Origin of the sequence: Chitinophaga sp. ARDCPP14 (assembly GCF_051362515.1) — a bacterium.
Classification (GTDB): Bacteria; Bacteroidota; Bacteroidia; order Chitinophagales; family Chitinophagaceae; genus Chitinophaga.
In genome coordinates this window covers 204,050-225,761 of the sequence record NZ_JBKIXB010000008.1, presented here as the reverse complement: position 1 = coordinate 225,761, position 21,712 = coordinate 204,050, and the positions used below count along the sequence as shown (strand labels likewise).

Below are 21,712 nucleotides of genomic sequence, written 5' to 3'. Positions count from 1 at the left end.
TGCCAGCCGCAACTATTTAGCTTTAGCTGCACTTCTTTTTTTCCATTCCTCTTCCGCCTGCTTCATATTGATGCCGGCAGCAGAAAGATAATTGTTGATCCTTCCTTTGTATTTACCAAACCATTGATGTTTCTTCTCTGATGATCCCGCATCCATCGCATGCTCACGCGCTTCCACCAGCCACGCCATGATCTGCGCTTTTTGCTCAGTGGTGAGATTGGGCAGCATATCATTATACACGCGGTAGGTAAGCGGCAGCACGCCATAGGTCATGCCGTCCTTTACCTGGTTTACCTGTTGCGGGGTCAGGTAAGCCGACAGCTTTTCCAAATACCCCGTATGCCCTTTATTCAGTTGCTGGTTAGTGGCATCTTCTATTCCTTTCAGTTGTGTCGTTAAAGCCGGTTTGTCATTGGCAAATTGTTCTTTAGCCAACTTTACTTCCTGGTCGTGCTTTGCCTGGACTTCATTTAAATAACGGTATTGCTGCGCGATCACGTCCCGTACGAGCAGGGCGCTATCTGCATTAGCAACGCCCAGGGTGGCTACAATTTTATCCGCCCGCTGATTGGTGGTGCGGATATAAGCTGTGTCGTCGGGCGTGTTAGCCTGCCTCGCAAATACAGCTACCTGGCAAAAAAGAAGGACTCCAAACAACAGCAGGTATCTCTTCTTAATAAAATTCTCCAAAGTATTGATCATGGTTCCACAAGTTAAAATATCACGTGTATTATTTACAAGCTGTTCAGATACATTTCCAACCTGGTGTATCCTTTTTTATTTACGACATTCCTGTCGTCCGGGTTACCCGGATCTGAGCCGTTCTTCTTTTCCCATTCATCCGGCATGCCATCATGATCAGTATCTGCCGGCGCCTCTGCACCTGTGTAGGCAGGCCAGCCGCCCACGGCAGCCGGCAGGTCAATAATGCCGGGCTTCCCTGATGAACCTGCGCCACTGGCAGTAGCAGTGCGTGTTTCCTTTACGATGCGCGCATCCACTGCATCCCGTTGGGGACGTGTGGCGCCTGCCTTCGCGAGCACCGCGTTATAGGCGTCCTTTGCACTTTGCAGCGGCAACACGGCTGTAACCGGGAAAGGCGCCGCTGACCGGGCTTCCCCCCTGTTTGCTTCAGGGATCTTTGCGAGGTCTGTTCCCAGCCAGTTATCCGCGGTCATACCGGTACTGCCTTCCATGATATTACCGGCTACATACCATTTTCCGATGCCCAGCGCTTTAGCCGCGGTATAACTGGCCTCCACAAATTTGCGGGTGGCCGCAGTAGCGGGACCTGGTTTGTAATAATTATTGATGATGTTTACGGTGGACTTTCCTCCGGGTATTTCCACTTCCCCGCCATAACAGGCGCCTGCACTGCCCCAATTGTAGATCACATTATTGCGATAGTCCACCAGTGCGGTTGTATCGTGCGCACGGGCGCCGTTAAACCTTACGGTGCGGCTGTTCTGATGCGCGATAAGGTTATGGTGATAAGACGCATACTGCCCTCCCCATACGCCGCCATAGGAGCGCACGCCTTTTGCATGGCCGGCATTGTAAAGTCCTTCGCTCACGATGCACCATTGCACCGTGGTATATTTTGTATCGTATAACGCGGCGCATTCTTCATTGGCCCAACTGAAAGAGCAATGGTCAATGATCACGTTGTGGCAGTTTTCCATATCAAAGCCGTAAACGCCGGTGGACAGCGTTGCACCGGGTCTGGAGCGCAGGTAACGGATAATAATATTGCCGTGGTTACCTCCTTTGCTCAAAGCCCGTGCACCATTCATGATGAGCGAATGACCTTTCAGGCAGATGCCGTTTCCAGGTGCTGTTTGCCCCGCTACGGTAATGTTGGAACGCTGTACTTTAATGGCGGAATGCAGCTCAATGATGCCACCCACGCGAAACACAATGGTGATGGGATCATCGGGATATTCCAGGAATGCCTGGCGGAAGCTGCCGGGTCCTGCATCATTCAGATTGGTAACTTCCACTACTTTACCGCCTCTCCCACCGGTGGCGTATTTACCATAGCCTTCCGCACCCGGAAAAGCGGGTAATGCTTCCGTGTTTTCTGTTCCGCCGTGTTCATCAAACCCGTGCTGTATTTTAGCACAGGTGATGAACATCAGCAGGGAGAATGCAGAGACGTATGTTCTGGAAGAAAGTGCTTTAAGGCCCATTCAGGAGGTTTTATAATTATGAGTGATTCAGGAACTGTTCAATATTCGTGTACCCGTTGCCGTTGTTAGCCAGCCTGGATGCGTCTGATGCGTCATTGGGATTTAATCCGTGCTTCTTCTCCCACTCATCCGGCATACCATCCTGATCACTGTCTTTATACGGTGTGCCTTTATACACAGGGTATCCGCCTACCTGGCTGATATCCGAAATGATTCCTTCTTTATAGGATTCTTTATCGAGCCGGCGTTTCAGGAACTCGCTGCCCACGTCGGTAGCGGAATTAGTTTTATACTGGATCTTGCCCGTACGCACCTGTTCTACAATGCGGGTATCCACGGCATCGCGTTTAGGAAGGGTGGCGCCTGCATTTTTCAATACATAGTCAAATGCTTCCTTTGCAGACATCATCGGGAACGATGGCATCGGGAAAGGTTTGTTCACCCGCATGCTGTCGCGGTAGGGTCCTGCATTTGCTTCATCTTCCACCTGTACGCCGCCGTCCCAATTGTCTTTTGTTACTTTATCGTAGCCTTCCATGATATTGCCATGCACATAAGCCCTGCCGTATACATGATAGCCGAGCTTACTGCGGCCGGATTCAGGTTTCAGGATACGGTGACCTACCGGTTCATCTTTTGGTGTGATAGGGCCAGGTTTATAATAGTTATTGATCATGTTGAACATGCCGCGGTAGTCGGATCCATCTGCAGAACGGTGACGCCAGTTGAAGACAACGTTATTCACGAAGTTAAACACGCCATTCCATCCGATGGAGGGATTGCGCCCGGTATTGCAGGCCCACAGGTTGCGCATGAAGGTGGCGTTTTCCCCGCCCAATGTGCTGCCAAAAGAATGGTTATAGGTATCCAGCGCTTCAGCGGAGATCGTATTCTGGATGGTTACATTCACGGTCGCCAGTTTCTGATCCTGTGATCCGTCTCCTGCATTGTACATGTGACGGTAGATAGAAATATTTTCATCGAGTCCCCAGCTGGTAGAGCAATGGTCGATGATGATATTGCCGACAGGATTACCGCCCAGTGCGTCGTCTCTGCGGCCAACGTAGGTTTCCCCGCGGCGGAAACGCATGTAGCGCAGCACTACATCATGCGTGTTGATCCAAACAGATTCACCGGCCACACATACACCGTCGCCAGGCGCAGTTTGCCCCGCGATGGTGATGTAAGGCGCCCGTATAATAAGGGGACTTTTCAGACGGATAATACCCGCTACGTTGAACACTACGATACGTGCGCCTCCCTGTTCACAGGCATCCCGTAAAGTGCCGGGGCCACGGTCTTCCAGGCTGGTTACCACGTATACTTTTCCTCCCCTGCCGCCAAAGGAATAAGCGCCACCGCCCATAGCGCCGGGAAAGGCTGGAATATCTGCCTGCGGCAGATCATAAGGGCGGGTAGCCCAGGGAATGTAAGGTTTACCGTTTACCGCATCTTTTTGAATAATGGGTAATGCTTTTGCCCAGGCTTCGTCCGAGAGCCGTTGCGCTTCTTTCAGTGCTGCCTCGCTGGAGTCCTGTATGCGCTTTGGTATGGTGGGGTACTGGGCTTGTGCCGCCTGTACCGATACACAAATTGCTGCTACTGCCAGCAAAAATACTTTTCTGTTCTTCATTGTTGTTATGGTTGTTGTTAAAGCTGATTTCCTTTATTTAAGCGGGTCGAAAGAACCCGGACCTGTAAAGCCATCCCAGTCCTTGGTTTGTTCCAGGTATGGTGCATTGTTAAGAATCGTTTGATTTAATCCGAAGAAATAATATTGATTATACCAGGTAAACTTCCAGTCGTTCTTAGTCGGGTCCAGGTCATCTTTCTCTATCACCTCAAAATAATTATCATACAGGTAATCTACATACTCATCCTGGTTGTTGATGCCCGGCGGGAAAGCGGCCGGTTCACGATCTGCCAGCACTTTGCCGCTGCCGCCGTGTTGCGGTGTATAAAGCGGGTCCTGGTTGTTGGCGCCGGTATATTTTGTACCATCGGTATTTTTTACATAGATAAAAATGCCTGTTCTGCGGGTGCCATTTAAAGGCGGAACGCCCAAACGGGCACAGGTGCCATTATCATTATTAAACAGCAACCAGCGCCGCAGGTCCCAGAAACGTTTTCCTTCGTAGGCCAGTTCAATTTTCCTTTCGTTCAGTACAGCCGCAAAAGCCGGATCAGCGCCAGCGATACCGCTTAAGCCATAGGCGCCATCGAGGTTTTCCACGCCTGCTCTTTCCCTGATCGTTTTAACATAATCCAGTCCTTCGCCGATGTTATCCATGCCGATGGCGCTTTCCGCCAGGTTAAGGATTACTTCTGCGAAGCGCAGTTCTATAAAATCGGTGCCGCTGGTTTTAAAGTTGCCCACTGCATTGCTGGCGTTACCCGTAGTTGCTTTACGGATATACACGCCGCTGCTGTTAGTGCCGCGCTGCTCCGTGGTGGAAGCCGGTGTTGCAGCCGAGGCATTGGCAAACCAGCGGTAAGTCCACAGCCTGTACTTTGAATTTTCCTTGAATGGCCACATGCTTCCGTTATAAGCGAATGTTTTATAAAAACGGGGATCCCTGTTTTTATAAAACTTTTTAGCCTCGTAAGTGTAGGAGGATTGTCCCGGCATTTTACCATCTTTCATTGGGAAAGCGTCCAGCATTTGTTTGGTAGGACTCAGGGAACCATCGCCAAATATCTCTTTGGGCCTGGCTGCATTTTCCCATCCGTTCCATTTCTGCACCTGGTCGGAGATCACGTTATTAAATCCAAACACGAGTACGGCTTCGGGGTTGTTGGCTTCTGCCAGGAACATGTTTTCCCAGGCAGTGCCATCGGGCAGGTTGCCTGTTTTGTATAAGCCAAATCCGTTGGCTTCCAGTAACAACTTCGCAGCGAGATTGGCATCATACGATTTTTTCCAACGGGCCTTGTCGTTGTTACGGTTAAACTGCGGGCTTGCCCAGGTAAGCAGTACACGGCCCTTCATGGCTGCTGCTGCGCCACTGGTAATTCTTCCCCAATCGGCGCCGGAGGGCCATTTGCCCGGCAGCATGGCCATGGCAGAATCTAAATCTGCAGAGATCTGGTCAATACATGCCGAGGTGGCGCTGCGGGGGATCTGGAGGTTTTCTCCTGCACCTACAATGGGGTCCTGCGCGTGCAACACCAGCGGAACGCCGCCATAAAGTCTTACAAGGTCGAAGTACTGCCAGGCGCGCCAGAAATATAATTGTCCCTTTAGTTTGTTCCGGGTATACAATGGCAGGCCGTATTGATCTACCTGGTCGAGGAACAGGTTGATCTGCTTCATCCTGGTCCAGGTGTTGTTGTTAACGCCTGACGCAAGCGGCACGCCGAAATAAGGCAGTGCGTGCGCATTCAGGTAAGAAACAGCCGGCCATAATTTGTTCCAGTTGGTTTCACCTGGCAATTCCTCTGTTGTTTGCGTAAACTGGTTGTTGTTGGTAGCGAGGTTCCAGGCGAGCGACTGCGCATTCCCCGCAGGCAGGAACATACCGTATATGTAGTCCACATAAGCCTGGGCCAGTGTAGAATCCTGGAATACCTGTTCATTTACACCACCCAGATCACGCTTCTCTTCGAGGAAGTCTTTTTTACAGGCTGCCAGCGCCGACAACACGAAGGCGGTGGCGATTAATGTTTTACTATATTTCATGATTTTATTTATCATAACGTTATAGATCAATTCGTAAACGAATCAGAGTGTCAGATTAACACCTAAAGAATAAGTTCTCAGGTTTGGAAAAACATCATAAGCGCCTTCCGCTGCTTTATAGTCGAACGGATTGAAGAACTGTACCGGGTTCAGCATCGACAAGATAAAACGGGCGTTATTGATGCGCAATGCCTTAATAACGCGCGGAGGCAGGCTGTAATTCAGGTTCACGCTTCTCATTCCCATCCTGAAAGCGCTTACTTTCCAGAAGGTGGAAGCGCGGTCGAGACTAATACTTTCCCAGTTTGGATTTGGATATTTTCCATTGGGATTTATTTCCGGATCGTAGATATCTTCCCAGTAAGCCGGTCTGCTCTGGAAGTTCCGGTCGATGGCATTATCCATCTTCTCCCTGGAATCACCGTCAATTTCTGCCCAGCCACCGAAAGAGCCACCGATTACGCAATCGAAGCCGATGCCTTTATAATTGGCTTTAAAAGTGAAGCCAAAGCCGTAGTGGTTATTGGCTTTTTTCGCCAGCCGGATCTGGTCATTTTCATCAATGACACCATCCGGTCCTCCAAAGGTGCCATCTGTTTTCAGCGCTCCTCTTACATCGCGGTAGTATAACATACCAGGCTTCAGATCTTTTGCTTCTGTGCCAAACACGGAAGTAATGTTATATTGTTTTACATAAGCATCAATATCTCCCTGGGTTTTGAACATGCCCTGGTAATCGTATCCCCACATGCCGTTATCATCCGATTGTCCCTGTTGTTTATTCCAGGGATAGTAAGCATCTGTGGCGGCGAAATTTCCCTGTTTCCATTTGTTATCATACCAGGAAAAACGCGCATCCACACCATAACTAAAATCTTTACTGATCCTGTCGTTCCAGCCCAGGCTTACTTCATAGCCGAAGAAGTCCATCTTGCCCCAGTTTTCTGCCGCCACACTTCCGCCTACGGTGAGAGGCGCCGTAGCGGTTCTTTCCATCAATAAATCCGTTCCCTTGTTATAGAATCCTTCCATGGTAAGGGAGAGGCGGTTTTGCAGGAAACGCGCGTCTATACCAAGATTATTTTTGAACTCATTACTCCAGGTAGCATTCCTGTTAGGCGAGGCTTCCATCTTCATACCTGTTGTTACATCTGCATTACCGCCAAACACGGCTCCTTTCCCGCCCTGGAAGCTGTAGCGCTGCCGCCATTGCCATGCCTTTGTATCATCTTTACCCAACAGGCCGGCGGAGTATCTTAATTTGAGATAATTAACTATAGAAGATTTAAAGAAAGATTCATTGGAGATTACCCAGCCGGCTGACAAAGAATAAAATGACCCCCAGTAATTTTCGGGTGCGAAATGGGTGGAAGCATCTGTGCGGAACAGGAATTCTGCCAGGTACTTGTCTGCATAGCTGTAATTAACGCGGCCTATATAACCCAGTGTACCGGATTCTGCTCCTGATGTTCTGCCATCGATGGCGCCGAAAGCGCTGCCAAACTGGCCATTGGTACCGGCTATGGGCTTTTCTTTCCATACATCTTCCTGTTTTACATAGGCTTCTCCTTTTTCAACAGAGAACAGGCCGCTGATATTATGTTTGCCGAATGCGCGGGCATAGTTGAGCGTGAAGTTCACCTGTTCTGATTCTCCGTTTGAATTGGAGTAATAAAGCCGGTTACCATTTTCGTATGTTGCGCCGGGTAATTTCACCGTGGCCCCGTCATCATAGATATGTGCGTTTGTACCGGTACGGTTGAAGTCATAGAGCTTATAGGTGGTGCCTATCTGTGAAGCGTTTGTCCCGGTAAAGTAGCGCGCATAGTTCACCCTGGCCTTTAATCCTTGCAGAAAAGGGAGTTCATATTCCGCGTATGCATTTACCGCGAGTGTTTTATCTTTTGTTTCTGAGAGATTCTTCAATCTTTCAATTTCGTAAAAATGATAGCCGGAGAGTTTATCACTGCCTGGTATTTTTACCGGGTAGCCATCTACGTAAGACGGGATATAGCGGGGCGCGAGGAGCAGGTTGCGGTAGTCGTTTTCCTCGTTTTCGTTGCCTATTTTGTTATAGGTCCTTACCTGGTCCGACCAGTTGCCGGATACCTGCAATCCTACCTTCAGTCCAGATGCAACCGTGATATCCCCGCCTGCGCGGAAGGTCCATTTTTTATAATCGAGACTGCTTAAATTTCCATTCTGTGAATAATAGGATCCGCTGGCAAAAAAAGTGGATTTCTCCGTGCCGCCGCTGATGTTCAGTGTATGGCGCGTGTTGGAAGAACTTTGCCACACGGGATCGAGCCAGTCGTGGTTAATTGTTTTAAAATGTTCCAGTTCATCGGCGGAGAAAAACGCGTTCTGATCTGTGGTGTCTTTATTTTCACCATAGGGTCCGTTCATGATATTGATATACTGTGCATAGCCGTAGGCGCTGAGCATTTTGGTGCGGTAGCTTTCATCGTTGATACCATAGGAGCCGCTGTAGCTGATCCGGGGCGCGCCTGCGCGGCCGCGTTTGGTAGTTACCAGCACTACGCCGTTTGCCGCCCTGGAGCCATAAATCGCTGCGGAGCCATCTTTCAGGACACTGATGCTTTCCACTTCGGAGGGGTCGAGGTTATTGAATTGTTCCGCATCATTTTTACCGTCGCCGGTCACCTGGATCACGCCGTCGATTACATACAGCGGGTCTGTGGAGCCACCATCTTTCGCGAAAGTGGCAGGATTCCTGATCGTTAATGTGGCCTGTGAGCCCGGCCGTGCGGTACCTCCACTGACGGATAGGCCGAGCACGCGGCTTCGCAGTGCGGCGCCAAGATTGCCTACCGGTAGGTCTTCCACCTCTTTGGCTTTGATAGTAGTGATGGCGCCGGTTAAGTGTCCTTTTGTTTGTGTGCCGTAACCTACTACTACTGTTTCGGAGAGATCTGTGGTGCCGTTTTTCATGGTGACGTTCACCACCTGGCGGTCGTTCACCGCTACTTCTACCGGGGCGTGGCTGATAAAAGAAAACACCAGCACCGATTTGCCGTTGGGCACCTGGATGGTGTAATTGCCATCAGCATTGGTGATGGAGCCTTTTGAAACGCCTTTAACGCGGACGGTGACGCCGGGAATTTCTTCTCCTTTATCTGATAATACTTTTCCTCTTACGGTGATAGGGGCTGGCGCTTGCGCAGATACAGCAGGGATACAGGCACATATATAAAAGAATAGCAGTAATAGGATCGCCCCTGTGGTAAATGGCTTACCAGGAAGTAGCTGATTAATCATTGATTGAATGATTTAGATGGACAATAAGAGTTGACAGAATAGATTAGTGTCTATCAGACAATAATAACATTGCAGACAGGAATGGAATTTTTATTTTTCATAACAAAGGAATTTTTATGGTCTTTCCTTTACAATCAGAGACGCTGTTCCCCTCTGATAATTACTCCCGGAATTCTTGAGGAGTATATCCTGGGATCAAGCTAGAAAAATATTTACTTAAAAAAGGTATATCACCCGTTTTTTTTTACGCAATCGTTGCCGGCATCGTTGCCGGGAATCTATTTTGGAAAAAAGTATACCATAGTATACCATAGTTCATAAAAAACACTATCTTGGTAAAAGTTGAGGTGATTAAAAAAAGTTTACCCGTCACATTCACTATTTATATTTTTATTATCAACCTGGTCTTCCTCTTACAATCCTGACTGCTGTTTCATTAAATCCAGGTTATGAAGAATACAATGCTGTTTAAATACCGGCAGGGGTTATTACTGCTATTGATCATCTTATTTTACCAGTTATCATCTGCTCAAAAAAATATTGTTTATCAACCTGAGTGGAATTCACTTCAGCAACATAAAGAAGTGCCGGAATGGATCCGTGATGCGAAATTTGGTATTTACTGCCATTGGGGAGTGTACACCGTTCCTGCATATAATAATGAACATTACTATTCGCATATGCATGCCGATTCGGGTTATTCCAAACTGGGCACGTATCAGCGGCATATCGCATTATATGGACCACTGTCAAAATTTGGTTATCATGATTTTATCCCGATGTTCAAAGGGGAATATTTCAATGCAGATGAATGGGCCGACCTGTTTGTAAAAAGCGGGGCGCGGTTTGCCGGGCCTGTAGGTGAGCATCACGACGGGTTTGCCATGTGGGACAGCCAACTGACACCTTTTAACGCCAAACAAATGGGCCCCCACCGCGATGTGGTAGGTGAACTGGAAAAAGCCATCCGTAAAAGAGGCATGAAGTTTTTCGTGTCATTGCATCATGAACTGAACTATGGTTATGTAAAGCCCAAACCCGGATGGGCTGCGGCAGATCCAAAATATGCCAAACTATATGGCACGCCCATGCCGCATGAGGCATGGCTGAAGATGTGGCAGGGAAAGTGTAATGAAGTAGTGGATAAATATCATCCCGACATCATGTATTTTGACTCCTGGCTGGAAAATATCCCGGAGCAATTCATCAAAGGATACCTGGCGCATTACTTTAATGATGCCGGGCAACGCGGACAGGAGGTGACAATGACCTACAAAGGAAATGATATACCGGAAGGCATCGGGATGGTGGACCATGAAAACAGCAATCCAGACCACATCATCGCCCAACCCTGGCTGTGCGATTATTCCATTGGCACCGGCTTTGCCCTGTCGTGGGGATATACAGCAGGAATGGAGATCCGCTCCCCAAAAGAAATAGTGCATAAGATCATTGAAGTGGTGAGCAAGAACGGGCAACTGCTGCTGAACTTATCTCCAACATCCGACGGCCGCATTCCGCAAAACCAGCAGGAAGTAATGTTCCGGGTAGGCAAATGGATGTGGGCCAATGGCGAAGCAATTTATGGCACCCGTCCTTTCAGTGTGTACGGAGAAACCACCGGAGAGGGTCAACGGGTACACTACACGCGTAAAGGAGATACGCTGTATGCTGTTTTCCTGGACTGGCCGGGCGATAACAAGACGGTGCACCTGAAGGCGCTGAACAACGCCAGTATGGGCGGCGGCATACAATCCCTTCAACTGCTGGGATTAAAATCGCTGGAGAATTGTCCTTTCCGCATCGAGGAACAGGGACTGGCACTCACGATTCCTGCGAAAACCAGGATACCTTCCGACATCGCCTATGTTTTCAGGATTGTACTTAAAGACTCTAATCATAACGTGAACGAGAACGGGCAACAAATGTCCCAATCGCAGGGGAACCATGCACAGGCAGGTTCCCCTTTTTTTAAAACTGAAACACCACTGTTTGATATTATAGACGGTCCCGATACCCCGGTGATCAATGAAGGCATGCCCGGTACAACCGGCATCCAGGGCGGTTTTGAAGGAGGCGCCTGTGTGAAGGTGAACGGCACCTATCATTTGTTTCCTACCGAAAGAGCAGGACAGGCAGGTATGCCGCCGTACTACGACCGGGTGAAAACACGCATCGGGCACTGGACCAGCACGGACGCCGTACACTGGAAACGGCAAAAAACACTTTACCAGGCCAGCGGGCAATATGCGCTGACAGCAGACGATAATCCTATAAATGACCGCCGCGCTGCACTGTGGTCGTTTATCCCTGTATACAGCGAAACACATCAACGCTGGTATGGATATTACCTTGCCTATACTGTGCATAAAGATATTGAGCCGAATCATTCCTTTGGAAGGATCTGGCGTGCAGAATCGGTAAAAAAAGGCATTGAGGGCATTGGCGGACCTTATACGGATAAAGGCATCGTGATGGAACCCGGCCTGGATACACAACTCTGGGAAGGCCGCCAGGGCGTAGCTTCCTTTTTTCCATATCCTGTTGGGAAGGAATGGTTCTCGTTTTATGCAGGCGCTTATCCTTACGCCAGGCAGGAAGACTATCCCGCAAAATCAGGCAAAGGCTGGTTCATCGGCCTCGCCCGGTCTTCTACCCTGGAAGGGCCGTGGACCCGCATGGACAGCAGCATAAATCCTGTGACTTCCATTCATCCCTGGTTTGTTGAAAACCCGCTTGTAAGCAAACTGCCCAACGGACTATACATCGCTATTTTTGACGGCGGCCCGGAAGGGTTCGGATTACACCTTCCTAACATGATGGGCTATACGCTTTCCAAAGACGGCCTTCACTGGACCGCTGCACGTTACTTACCGATCCAGGCCAAAGTAAAAAAGTGGTGGGATATCATGAGAACACCGCTTTGCCTGATACCGGAAGGAAACGACGACTATACCATACTATACGCCGCCATTAATAATGATAAACGTTTTCATCCCATCGGTATGGTTCGCGTAAAACTGAACCGCCAGGCACTGGAAGAAATAGGAAATAATATCAGCACTACGAACTAAACAGGTATGAAGCGACTTCTCAGCATTCTCTTTTTCGTGGGCCTGTTACCGTTATATGCCTCCGGCCAGGCAGGCCGTGACAAATCCATATGGCTGGTAACCGGCCCCCACCCTGCCGCCAGGGTGCAATACGGCATGGAACAATTAAGCAAAGCCCTTCAGGCAGCCGGGTACCATGTACAAACCAGCACGCAGCGCAACCTGCCTACGGGTGCATCCACGATAGTAATAGGCGCACTTGTTGATACACTTACCCAAACGGCTATACGCCAGTTTAAATTCTCCCTTAACAACACACCCGGTAAAGAAGGTTTTGTGATCACTACCGGTAAGCAACATACGCTGATTGCAGGCGCCGACAACAGCGGCACCTTATATGGCTGCCTCGAAATGGCCGGCAGGATCCGCGCTGCGGGGGCGTTACCCACCGCGCTAAACATCACCGACCAACCGGAAATGGTATTGCGCGGCACCTGCATAGGTATACAAAAAGCCACCTACCTGCCTGGCAGGAATGTATATGAATATCCCTATACGCCACAGGAATTTCCGTGGTTTTATGATAAGGCATTGTGGATTCAATACCTGGACATGCTCGCCGCCAACCGCATGAATTCCCTCTACCTGTGGAACGGTCATCCGTTTGCATCATTGGTGCGCCTGAAAGATTATCCCTATGCGGTGGAAGTAGACAGCGCCACCTTCCGGAAGAACAGGGACATGTATCATTTCCTGACAACGGAAGCCGATAAACGCGGCATATGGGTGATCCAGATGTTTTACAATATTATCCTGTCCAAACCTTTTGCAGAAAAGCATGGTCTTGTTACACAGGACCGCAAACGGCCGGTAACACCGCTTATTTCAGATTACACCCGTAAGTCCATTGCCGCCTTTGTAGCGGAGTATCCCAACGTAGGGTTGCTGGTAACATTGGGAGAAGCCATGAGTGATGAAGATGACGTGAAATGGTTTACGGAAACCATTATCCCCGGTGTAAAGGATGGGTTACGCGCATTAGGTAAAACCACCCTCCCGCCGATTGTGCTGCGCGGACATGACACCAATCCGCAACAGGTAATGCAGGCAGCCCTTCCGTTATATCCTAACCTCTATACCGAAAATAAATACAACGGCGAAGCATTAACCACCTATACCCCGCGGGGACCATGGGCCGCCATGCACCGGGATCTTAGCCGGTTGACTGTTGACATCGACAATGTACATATCCTCGCCAACCTGGAACCTTTCCGGTATGGCGCCACCGCGTTCATTCAAAAATGCGTGCAGGCCATGCATAGCATCCACGGGGCCAACGGCCTGCACCTGTATCCGCAGGCGTCTTACTGGGACTGGCCATATACCGCGGATAAGGCAACGCCGCGTTTATTGCAGGTAGATCGCGACTGGCTCTGGTACCAGGCATGGGCGCGGTATGCCTGGAACTGCCACCGCAACCGGGAGGAGGAAAATCGCTACTGGAGCGGCTTACTGGATGCGCAATTCGGCGGCCGGGAATCCGGTAAGAATATACTGGAAGCCTATGAACAAGCGGGGGAAATAGCCCCCAAGCTCCTGCGGCGTTTTGGCATTACTAACGGTAACCGGCAAACGCTTACACTGGGTATGCTGATGAGCCAGCTCGTGAATCCTTCGAGGTGGCGTGTATGGGCCGACCTGTATGACTCCGACGGTCCTGCAGGAGAAACGCTGACTACCTATGCGGAAAAAGAATGGCAACATCAGTCCCATACCGGAGAAACACCTGTGCAGGTTATTACGGAAATTATCCAACACGGCGACCGTGCCGTGGCGGCTATTGATAAAGCAGCAGCCACGGTGCAGCAAAACTCCGCGGAATTTGCGCGCATAAAAAATGATATGTACTGCTACCAGGCGCTGGCCCGTTACTTTAATGCGAAAGTACAGGCGGCCTTATATGTATTGCGGTACCGGTACTCGCATGATAACAACGACCTGCAGAAAGCCCTGCCCTTTCTGCAACAAAGCGTGGTACACTATAAAGAGCTGGCAGATCTTACAAAAGATACTTATCTCTATGCCAACAGCATGCAAACCCAGCAAAGAAAAGTGCCTGTTGGCGGTGATAACGGAAAAAATAAAACATGGGTAGAGCTCCTGCCATATTACGAAGCAGAATTACGCAACTTCAAACAACATCTTGATTCACTCAAAAATATATCACAACATGGTGATAACGCTAACGGGCACACGATAATTACCCGGTTGCACCCGGTGCAGGTCAACTTCTTACAACCTGTTAACGGGTACTATCAGCCGGTGGCGCAACAACGGCCGTTTACAGACAAAGACGCTCGCATACAAACCGCCGACGAGGCATTAACCGGCTTACAGGCATTACCGTTTTCCATGCAGCAGCAACAGGAAAAAGGCACCACGCTTCAATTCAGTAATACACAACCGGTAAAAGCAGTAATAGGATATTTTGATACGAAAGAAAAAAACTACCTGAGGCCACCTGACCTGGAAACAGATGCCAGCGCCGACGATCACGGGCAAGCCGCCATCAGGATGGCGCATGCCTTAACCATCCCTTCCCTTCCACCGGTGAACCTGCACACGTATTATTTTGATGCAGGGAAGCATACCCTTATATTGGGGAAAGGCGCCTGCCTGGTGTTGGGCTTTATGGATGGCAAACAGGAGATCAGCGCCGGTGCCGCGGCAGACAGCGTTCAGCGCCTGGATTGGTTATTTGAAGAATAAACATCGCAACATATGAAGTCAATTATTTCACTCGATCACACTTCCGAGGCCCCCAAATATCAACAGATCATACAATCTATTATCAATGCTATCGACAACAACCAGTTAAAGATCGGTGACAGGCTCCCTTCTGTAAACCAGGTGAGCGACAACACCGGCATTGCCCCTAAAACCGTTATGCAGGCCTTCCGCAGCCTGAAACAGGCAGGACTGGTATCAGCAGTGCAGTATAAAGGATTCTTTGTAGCCAGCACAAATACACAATCGAGGCACAACATCTTTGTATTGTTCAACAGCCTGACGGCCTATAAAGAAGAAATATATGAAAGCATTAAAAACACGATAGCCGGCAAAGGCACAGTGAATATTTACTTCCACCATAACAACGTGGCATTGTTTAATACACTGCTGGCGCAAAGTAACGGCAAATACACGGCGTACATTATTATGCCTATTAAAGATAAAGACATTGCCGCTTCATTAAAGCAACTGCCGCAGCAGAAGGTTTATATTCTTGATCTTGGCTACCGCGACTGGGGCGCCAGGTATCCTTCTGTTTGCCAGTATTTTCATGAAGATATTTACCAGGTGTTGCAGCAGCACTTAACAAAGATCCGTCGCAAGTACAACAAGCTGGTCCTGGTAATGGGACCTGCCTTCTATAACCTCAAGCAAATTGAGAATGGCTTCCGGCGGTTCTGCCGGGAATCCGGTCTCCGCTCAGCGGTGGTTACACATGTTGGCAATAAGCCACTGGCAACCGGGGAACTATATATACTGGTACACGACGGGGATCTTGTGCATCTTGTAAAACGGATCACCGCATTATCCTTTAAGCTTGGAAAAGATATTGGCATCATTTCCTATAATGAGATCCCCATTAAAGAAATTGCTGCCAATGGTATTGCCACCATTTCCACTGATTTTACAAAGATGGGGACCAACATCATTAACATGGTGCTTAATAAAAAGAAACAGCATTTAAAAAACCCCTGCAAACTGATAGAGCGCCCCTCGTTTTAAGATACGAAGCAGCGCATTACAGCTGGAGCACACGGGCTAGACCGGTTTGCAGCCCCCGGAGTTCAGCAAGCCCCTTCAATCGCCCTATGCAGGAATAACCCGGATAGGTAGTCTTGTTCAAATCGTCCAGCATCTGGTGGCCATGATCAGGCCGTACCGGCAGGGAAATATTCCGCTGTTGCATCAGCAGTAATAATTCACGCACTATAGTCACCATATCAGCATCGCCATCTAAATGAGCTGCCTCAAAAAAGTTCCCGGATTCATCTCGCCGGGTATTCCGCAGGTGAAGAAAGTGGATGTGCGCGCCCAATCGCTGAATGATCCCGGTAAGATCGTTACCGGGCCGTACGCCCAGTGAGCCGGTACAGTAACACAGTCCGTTTGCGGGTGACGGAACCGCGTTCACAATGTCAAGTAAATCAGCTTCTGAACTGACCACGCGGGGTAATCCCAACACCGCATAAGGCGGATCATCCGGGTGTATGGCCATCTTCAGCCCCAGTTGTTCCGCTACCGGCACCACTTCTTTCAAAAAATACATTAAGTGCTCCCTTAATGTGGCGGCGTCGATATCTTTATATGTTTCCAGCGCTGCCAGAATTTCTTCCGGCGAAAAGCGGCCGGTGCTGCCCGGCAGCCCCAGCAACGCATTCCGGAATACTTCGTTTTGTTGTGCTTCGGTATGCGCATGCATCCATCTTTCCGCTGCTTCAATTTCAGCTGCGCTGTAATCCTTTTCTGCCTGATTTCTTTTCAGCATAAAAAGATCAAAGGCTACAAAAGCGGCACGTTCATAGTAGAGCGCTTTACTTCCATCGGGCATCGTGTAGCTGATATCCGTGCGGACCCAGTCCAGCACCGGCATGAAGTTGTAGGTGATCACCTGAATACCGCAGGCGGCAAGGTGTTGCAAACTCCTCTTATAATTTTCTATATGAACCTGGTAATGCCCACTGCGCCGTTTTATGTCTTCACTTACGGGCAGGCTCTCCACCACCGTCCAGCTCATGCCTTCGGCTTCAATGAGGGATTTCCGCTGTTGAATTTCTGCCACCGGCCACACATCTCCCACCGGGATGTGATGCAATGCGGTAACAACACCGGCACAACCAGATTGCCGGATGTCTTTTAAACTAACGATATCATGCGGTCCAAACCAGCGCATGGTTTCATGCATTAACATAGCGATGCTATTTTACTCAAGAAATGTTGCCTACTATGGCGCGTTTAATATCACCTGTGCCGGCGTTAAGCCGGGTGATTGCGCCGTTACTTTTATTGGTCCCGTTGTTCCCGGCTTTGCGCGGACAATGACCATGGCCAGCCCGCTAAATGCTTTTCTTTCTGTAGAAGAAAAAGATTGCAGGTCGGCCGGATCACCGTTATCGGTGGCGACAATTTCGCCTGGTCCGGATACTTCAAAGCGGATCCGGTTGCCGGCCCGCGGTACCAGTACACCTGCGCCGTCGAGTACACGGAGGGTGATAAATGAAAGATCTTTTCCGTCGGTACGGATATTATCCCGGTCGGCGATCAGCTGCAACTGTGCTGCCTCACCGGCTGTTCTTACCGTGTCGGCAGCCCATACGACGCCGTTTTTGTAGGCCACCACGCTTAGTACGCCGGGTTTATAAACAACACTGTCCCAGCGGAGGCGATAGGTATAAGGACCTTTCTTCTTTCTGCCCAGGGATACTCCATCCAGGAACAGCTCCGCTTCGTCTCCCGATGTAAACACATGTACCGGGGTGATGGCGCCCACGCGCTCCGGCCATGTCCAGTGCGGCAGGATATGCGCCATTTTATAGTCTGGTCGCCACCGGGATTGATACAGGTAAAAGCGGTCCTTTTTAAACCCGGCCAGGTCTACAATGCCGGAATAAGAACTGCGTGCGGAATAATAGGGCGTGGGTTCTCCAAGGTAATCAAAACCCGACCATACAAATTCGCCGGCTACATAAGGATGCTTATCCTGCGATGCAAATACTTTATCGGGCGATGCACCAAATGCAGCCGTATAAAGCTCATAGGCGCTTACCTGTTGCAGCTTACCGCTGCCGCCCGTTCCTTCCCCAACAGGCGCACTGATCCCCTCGAAAACCGGAAATAAATACGTGCCCCGGGTACTCAATGCGGAGGCGGTTTCACTGCTGAAGATCATTTTACCGGGAAATTGCTGTTGAAAGGCGGGATACAGCGGTGATGTACGGATGCCCTGCAATTGCTGATAGGCAGGCGCATCGCGTATTCCTTCTCCCTGGTAATTCAAACTCAATATATCCATTACAGCGGGAAAAGGCATACCCGGCTTTGCATAGTTCATAGATGCGGTGGCCGGCCTGGTACTATCTTCTTCCTTTACAATATCATACAGCTTTTTTGCAATCGCGGCTCCCTGTTCCGCTGTATACTGCTCCCCTACTTCATTCCCAAAGCTCCAGGCAATCACCGAAGGATGATTCCTGTCTCTCCTGATAAAAGCCCTGGTATCGGGTTCATACCAGTCGGGAAAAATCAGGTGGAAAGCCAGCGGTGTTTTTTTCCTTTCCCAGTTATCAAATATCTCATCAATTACCAAAAATCCCATCCGGTCTGTTAAATCCAGCAGCTCCTGCGCCGGTGGATTATGCGCCAGCCGGATGGCATTGCAGCCAAGTTCCCGGAGTATTTCCAGCTGTCTTTCTGCTGCCCGTACATTAAATGCCGCGCCTAATGCACCCAGATCGTGGTGCTGGTTAACGCCCTGTATGCGAACCCGCGCACCATTTACCAGGAGGCCTTTTACCGCATCGAATGTAAGTGCGCGGATACCAAAACCGGTGCGATATTCATCGACCGGCTTGCCATTGGAGATGATATGTGTAACCGCTGTATAAAGATGGGGCTTTTGCGTTGGCGGCGGTCCCCACAGCTGTGGATGTTGCAGTATCACGGAACCTGCTGACTTGTGCGTGGCGCCGGCTTTCAGGGTAACCGCTGACGCAGGTATGGTCGCTATTTTTTCCCCGGCAGTGAAGATGTCCGTGATTACTTCGATCTGCTGCTCATGGTCCGATTTATTGCTGACCTGAACCACCACATCGACCGTAGCAGATGAGGCAGAAACATTTTTAGTGGTAACAAATGTTCCCCATTGTGCCACCTGCACCGGGTTTACTTTCGTGAGCCACACATTGCGGTAGATGCCTCCGCCGGGGTACCAACGGGCTGAATTAGTGGGATTGTCCAGCCGTATGGCCAGTTGATTATCCCCGCCGGGATTGATATAGGGTGTGAGATCCAGGCGGAAGGAGTTGTAGCCGTAGGGCCATCCGCCCACCAGGTTGCCATTCAGCCAAACCATGGTATACGACATGGCGCCATCGATGTCCAGGTAAATAACTTTTCCTTTATCTGTAGCAGGGATATCCAGTTTCCTGCGATACCAGGCCACTCCGTGAACAGGCAGCCTCCCCATTCCACCGCCGACGATGGCATCGGGCTCGCTGTAAAACGGTCCTTTGATGGCCCAGTCGTGCGGCAGTTGTACAGACTCCCAGTTATGATCATCGAAATTGTTTTGCACAAACGGAAAATCAGCGCCGGGTTTGCCTTGCGGGCGCTGATGTTGTTTGGCAGGATCGGCAATAAAGTCATTGCCGGAAGGCAGTATCCAATTCTTTAATACCTGCGAGGAGGCGTTTACCGCCACTGATTCAGTTGGCCTGGAATCTGCTACCACATTATCGTTCCGGTCGGTCACCCCGGGGCGCACATCATAGATCAGTTTATCCGGCTCCCCGGTATACCGGAAAAATTTCCAGTCGTTGTTGATGCTAATGTGCTCTCTGAGCGACGTTGATTCCTGGCGTACGCTGTTTGCATCCTGCACTAACCGGGCGCTTTTACAGCTGCTCCCGGTCCATGAGCTGAATAACAGCATATAAACAGTGCTACGAAACACATACCGGAATATCCCCGGCCATAAATTAACATGCATGTATCCAGGTTTATCTTCTTAAAAATACGACTAATTGTAACCCGGATTTTGCTCCAGTACAGCACTTCTGTTTCTTTCAATTTCTCCCTGTGGAATCGCCCAGAGGTTAAAGCGTGGTTCCATATTCGCTCCGTAAAAAGGATTATACCTTTTCACCCGGTCATACAGTTTACCCAGGCGCATCAGCGTCAGCATTCTTTTTTCTTCTACTCCTAACTCTCTTAATCTTTCATCGAGAATATAATCAATCGTCACATCTCCTGCGAGTACAGGTGAAGCATTGGCGCGTGAGCGCACTACATTTATATCTGCTGCGGCGGCGCCGGCATTACCCAGGCCAAGGTAGGCTTCTGCTCTCAGCAAATAGGTTTCAGCCAGCCGGAAAATATACTGGTCGGCAAACGTGCCGCCTGCCGTGGCTTTCAACTCATACTTCTTGATAGGATCAGATGAACCCGGATTCACGTAGAGTGATGCGGGGTGATTAAACGGCGTGGTTGCCTTCGACTGATACGGATAAAACACCCTTGAAGGAAAAGTGATGTTAGCACCCGGAGGAGGATTTTGTGTAGAAATTTTTTGTCCGAAAAACGGGCTTGCCGGGTTGGTAGCCACCACTTCTCTTACGAAATTGTGATTGGCATTCCGGATATCGTTATTAAAATCACTTTGCCATACTTCATCCGCAAAATGTTTTGAGGGCTGTAAAAAACCAACACCCCTGCCACCGGTATAATCGCCGATAGGCCATTGAAACAATGCCACCCCGTTCACCCGCATATCGCGGTACAACGGCACGTGTACGCGCTCCAGCTGGTAATTGCCCGCCATGGCGGTAGACACCGCAGATCCGCCCTGCACATCTGTTTCAAGCTGCACTACCCAGATCGCTTCTGTGTTATTGGCAGTTTTCCTGTTCTGATTTTTTGCCTGGAACAGATCCCAGTATACATCGCCGGGCGTAACGGTTGACCGTGAGCCAAACCGCGTTTTCATCAGATCGGTGGCGGGATCGTCAATCACTACAGATGCCGCAGTTACCGCATCCTGGAACTTACCGTTGGCGAGGCATACTTCCGCCAGCAGGTGCTGCGCAGCGAGGTTGGATGCTTCACCATCTTTCACCGCCGTAATCCCTGGCAGGTTGGCAGCCGCAAATTTCAGGTCTGCTGTTATCTGCGTTAAAACTTCCTGCTTTGTGGCCCTTACAAAATCTGTTTTCTCTCCTATTATTTCATTCAGTACCAGTGGCACACCGCCATATAAATATACCAGCGTTCTGTAACCCAATGCACGAAAGAACTTTGCCTTCGCCTCAAACATTACTTTGTTGGCATCCGACAGCTGCGAAGCGGGAATGCGGCTGATAATGGTGTTGGCTTCTGCTACAATTTTATATAGCTGGCTCCAGTGGTTATTGGTGAGTACCCCGTTTGATCCAAATTCTGCAGAAAGATTAGGATTACTACCTACTGCCACTTCCACCGCCAGATCCGTTCTGTAGAGATAATGCATAGGCTGCCAGTCGCTGGAGGTATAAAACTCGCTTCTAACCAACCCGTATAGGTTATTTACTGATGCATCAAAATCTTCCGTTGTTTTAAAGGCATTGGAAGTACTGAGGAACGACAGCGCTTTTTCATCCAGGAAATCATGCTTACAGGAAGTCGCGGGTGAACAAAGCATTAATATGAGTGATATCCGATATAATGTCTTCATAAAAAATATTTTTACAACG

At 49.5% G+C, this 21,712-nt stretch carries 11 protein-coding genes; 3 read left to right on the top strand and 8 right to left on the bottom strand.

Going from position 1 to position 21,712, the window contains the following annotated elements:
- Window positions 1-12: 12 nt before the first annotated feature.
- From ACLHR0_RS22170 to ACLHR0_RS22150, 5 genes are read right to left on the bottom strand one after another with little or no spacing between them, the layout of a single operon-like run.
- On the bottom strand, window positions 13-702 hold the full coding sequence (locus ACLHR0_RS22170) for a DUF3826 domain-containing protein (protein ID WP_436489579.1): 690 nt from the start codon (window positions 700-702) through the stop codon (window positions 13-15).
- Between the two features lie 32 nt (window positions 703-734).
- Entirely contained in the window at window positions 735-2,189 is a 1,455-nt protein-coding gene (locus ACLHR0_RS22165; protein WP_436489577.1) for a pectate lyase, read from the bottom strand.
- Between the two features lie 16 nt (window positions 2,190-2,205).
- Window positions 2,206-3,822 carry a polysaccharide lyase gene (locus tag ACLHR0_RS22160; RefSeq protein WP_436489575.1) on the bottom strand — a complete coding sequence of 539 codons (1,617 nt, stop codon included), beginning with the start codon at window positions 3,820-3,822 and terminating at the stop codon, window positions 2,206-2,208.
- A 33-nt stretch (window positions 3,823-3,855) separates the two neighbouring features.
- Window positions 3,856-5,868: a RagB/SusD family nutrient uptake outer membrane protein gene (locus tag ACLHR0_RS22155; RefSeq protein WP_436489573.1), complete on the bottom strand. Its 2,013-nt coding sequence runs from the start codon at window positions 5,866-5,868 to the stop codon at window positions 3,856-3,858.
- Window positions 5,869-5,910: 42 nt separating this feature from the next.
- On the bottom strand, window positions 5,911-9,147 hold the full coding sequence (locus tag ACLHR0_RS22150) for a SusC/RagA family TonB-linked outer membrane protein (RefSeq protein WP_436489571.1): 3,237 nt from the start codon (window positions 9,145-9,147) through the stop codon (window positions 5,911-5,913).
- A 449-nt stretch (window positions 9,148-9,596) separates the two neighbouring features.
- On the opposite strand from ACLHR0_RS22150, the gene ACLHR0_RS22145 reads away from it, so the two are divergent.
- From ACLHR0_RS22145 to ACLHR0_RS22135, 3 genes are read left to right on the top strand one after another with little or no spacing between them, the layout of a single operon-like run.
- Window positions 9,597-12,221: an alpha-L-fucosidase gene (locus tag ACLHR0_RS22145; RefSeq protein ID WP_436489569.1), complete on the top strand. Its 2,625-nt coding sequence runs from the start codon at window positions 9,597-9,599 to the stop codon at window positions 12,219-12,221.
- A gap of 6 nt (window positions 12,222-12,227) precedes the next feature.
- On the top strand, window positions 12,228-14,969 hold the full coding sequence (locus tag ACLHR0_RS22140; protein ID WP_436489567.1) for an alpha-d-galacturonidase: 2,742 nt from the start codon (window positions 12,228-12,230) through the stop codon (window positions 14,967-14,969).
- Between the two features lie 12 nt (window positions 14,970-14,981).
- Complete coding sequence (locus ACLHR0_RS22135) at window positions 14,982-15,992, top strand: GntR family transcriptional regulator (RefSeq protein ID WP_436489565.1); 1,011 nt, start codon at window positions 14,982-14,984, stop codon at window positions 15,990-15,992.
- A gap of 16 nt (window positions 15,993-16,008) precedes the next feature.
- Here the strand turns inward: ACLHR0_RS22135 and uxuA are convergent, their stop codons facing one another.
- From uxuA to ACLHR0_RS22120, 3 genes are read right to left on the bottom strand one after another with little or no spacing between them, the layout of a single operon-like run.
- Window positions 16,009-17,178 (bottom strand): mannonate dehydratase, encoded by a 1,170-nt coding sequence (gene uxuA / locus ACLHR0_RS22130; RefSeq protein WP_436489563.1) that lies wholly within the window; start codon window positions 17,176-17,178, stop codon window positions 16,009-16,011.
- 33 nt (window positions 17,179-17,211) lie between these two features.
- Window positions 17,212-19,974: a beta-galactosidase GalB gene (galB, locus tag ACLHR0_RS22125; protein ID WP_436489561.1), complete on the bottom strand. Its 2,763-nt coding sequence runs from the start codon at window positions 19,972-19,974 to the stop codon at window positions 17,212-17,214.
- A gap of 30 nt (window positions 19,975-20,004) precedes the next feature.
- A complete protein-coding gene (locus ACLHR0_RS22120; RefSeq protein WP_436489559.1) occupies window positions 20,005-21,693 on the bottom strand; it encodes a RagB/SusD family nutrient uptake outer membrane protein in 1,689 nt (562 codons plus the stop codon).
- Window positions 21,694-21,712 lie beyond the last annotated feature (19 nt).